The sequence below is a fragment of the Nostoc sp. genome, assembly GCF_054880495.1.
The window spans coordinates 1-2,290 of the sequence record NZ_JBTYKD010000141.1 but is presented as its reverse complement, the minus strand read 5'-3'; the positions used below and the strand labels follow the sequence as shown (position 1 = coordinate 2,290).

3 protein-coding genes are annotated in these 2,290 nt (G+C 42.9%); 2 read left to right on the top strand and 1 reads right to left on the bottom strand.

All coding sequences use genetic code 11. The features are described from left to right. The coding region (locus ACYTXL_RS14830; RefSeq protein ID WP_461925401.1) for a peroxiredoxin family protein at nucleotides 1-135 on the top strand (135 nt) is incomplete at its 5' end. Nucleotides 136-206: 71 nt separating this feature from the next. On the opposite strand, the gene hpf is transcribed toward ACYTXL_RS14830, so the two are convergent. Beyond that, entirely contained in the window at nucleotides 207-854 is a 648-nt protein-coding gene (hpf, locus tag ACYTXL_RS14825; protein ID WP_461925400.1) for a ribosome hibernation-promoting factor, HPF/YfiA family, read from the bottom strand. A 619-nt stretch (nucleotides 855-1,473) separates the two neighbouring features. On the opposite strand from hpf, the gene lipB reads away from it, so the two are divergent. After that, the gene (gene lipB / locus ACYTXL_RS14820) at nucleotides 1,474-2,268 is read left to right on the top strand and encodes a lipoyl(octanoyl) transferase LipB (protein WP_461925399.1); all 795 of its coding nucleotides are present in this window, start codon (nucleotides 1,474-1,476) and stop codon (nucleotides 2,266-2,268) included. The last annotated feature ends 22 nt before the right edge of the window (nucleotides 2,269-2,290 follow it).

Genomic DNA, 2,290 nt, shown 5'->3' with positions numbered 1-2,290 from the left:
TTTGGCTTATTCCCTGGTCGCGTTACTTACGTCATTGACCAACAGGGAGTTGTGCAATACGTGTTTGATTCAATGTTTAACTTTAAAGGTCATGTTGAGGAAGCGCTGAAAACTTTGCAACAACTTGCGAAATAAGGGAATGGGCATTGGGCATTGGTTATTTTTCCCTCATCTCCCTAATCCCCCCATTCCCCATGCCCGATTCCCTATTTATTCGAGTGTGACTTTTCCGGCACGACAATGTTAGCGTGGGCTGATTTGCCATTTTTGCCGTTGGTATGACCCTTACCATTGCGGGGATGGATTAGACCATAACCGCCGTGGTTGCGTTCGTAAAGCACGTTAATCTCTCCAGTTTCCGAATTGCGGAACATATAAAAGTCGTGTCCCACGAGTTGCAGTTGTTCTAAGGCTTCTGCAAGGGTCATCGGCGGCATGGAAAAATATTTTGTGCGGACGACTTCGTTGGGCAATTCGGGGGTGCGATCGCCTATTAAATCTGTGACTACCGACTCTGCAACAACTACTTCTGTTGGTTGGGCATGAGTTTTCTGATCTTGACGCCGTTCTTTGTATTTCCGCAGTTGACGGGCAATTTTATCTGCAACTAAGTCAATGCTGGCATAGAGGCTTTCGCTGCTTTCCTCGGCACGGATAACACTACCATTAGCATAAATAGTTACTTCAGCCGCTTGTCTAGTACTAATTCGGGGATTACGGGCTACGCTAAGATGCACATCAACTTCATTTGTAATGCTCTGAAAGTGACTAACTGATTTTTCAATCTTTTGATGTACATACTCACGAATTGCATCGGTGATTTCAATATTTTTGCTATGGATGACAAGCTTCATGTAAACTCTCCCGCTGAATATTTGAATTTGTGAATTTGCTTTGTATGAAAAGAAGTTGCGGTAAGGTATATTACTCCCGCCAAAACAAATTGTGAACTATATTGTATGTACTGCTGGTAATCTGTCTCTAAGCCTGCTGCATCTGAGTTGTTGTCAAATACACCCTTGATTTCCCTCCTCATCTCTGCGCTGATATCCAATTGGATATTCAGATAAAACTCTTGGGTGAGGAAATCTCAGTGGTAGCTCCCGTGGCTACCTTCTCTTTTAAAGCAACGCTTACAGAACTGTTGATAGTTGCTCCTTCTGTGTTCGATTGAGGTTTGCTTGCTGTTGTTCAAGAATACAAATCTTTGTGGAAGTTTGATTGTGTTTGAAATGCAAACAATTTGATTAGAGTCATCAGCCAGTACATTCGTCTTTATTGTCTTGGCATGATGCTTATTGCAGAGAATTCCTCCTAAAACCTATTGAGGTTATATTTTCAACCTAGCACTTTGTGTTTTCTAATGCAGCTTCCCTTGACTTTCCTTTAAAATCCTTTGCAAAACTTAACATTTTTTGACTCCAATCCTGTAACTTGAAAGATATTTCGTTCCCAATAGAGTTGATTTTTGGCATGATTCATAGTATGAAACCACACAAAAACCGTTGTTTGCTGTATAACCAAGGATTAATGCCTTACTTAGAAGCTCATGGATGGCAGCGATCGCTCCTGACTGAGCGCATCCATGACCCCAGTTTAGATGATGTGTTAATTTTGCTAGAACATCCACCTGTTTACACTCTGGGGCAAGGAAGCAACTCAGATTTTCTCAAATTTGATATTGACCCTTCTCTACGAGACCCTTCTCTACGAGACGCTGCGCGTAGCTTGCTTCCACGAAGTGGTACGGCAAGCTCAGGGCATCGCGCTACGCGAACGCTCAGGGTAAAAGGTGAATATGATGTGCATAGAGTTGAACGAGGCGGTGAGGTTACTTACCATTGTCCCGGTCAACTGGTAGGGTATCCTATTTTAAATCTGCAAAGTTATCGTAAAGACCTTCATTGGTACTTACGGCAACTCGAAGAAGTAATAATTCGCGTATTGGCGGTTTATGGGTTGCAGGGAGAAAGAATTCCGGCTTTTACTGGCGTTTGGTTAGAAGGGCGAAAAGTTGCGGCTATTGGGATTAAAGTTAGCCGTTGGATTACCATGCACGGCTTTGCATTAAATGTTTGTCCAGACATGACAGGCTTTGAGCGCATTGTACCCTGTGGTATTTCTGATAAATCTGTAGGCAGTTTAGCCGAATGGATTCCAGGCATTACCTGTAAAGAAGTGCGCTTTTATGTAGCGCAGTCTTTTGCGGAAGTCTTTGGCGTGGAATTAGTCGAGTCGCAGCCTCAAGGATTTTTCCAGTCTGAGTAAATTCAGCTTGGAATTATGTAAT

Bases quoted from the DNA above. Each gene is read 5' to 3' on its own strand.
- hpf (WP_461925400.1), bottom strand. From the start codon at position 854: ATGAAGCTTGTCATCCATAGCAAAAATATTGAAATCACCGATGCAATT.
- lipB (WP_461925399.1), top strand. From the start codon at position 1,474: ATGATTCATAGTATGAAACCACACAAAAACCGTTGTTTGCTGTATAAC.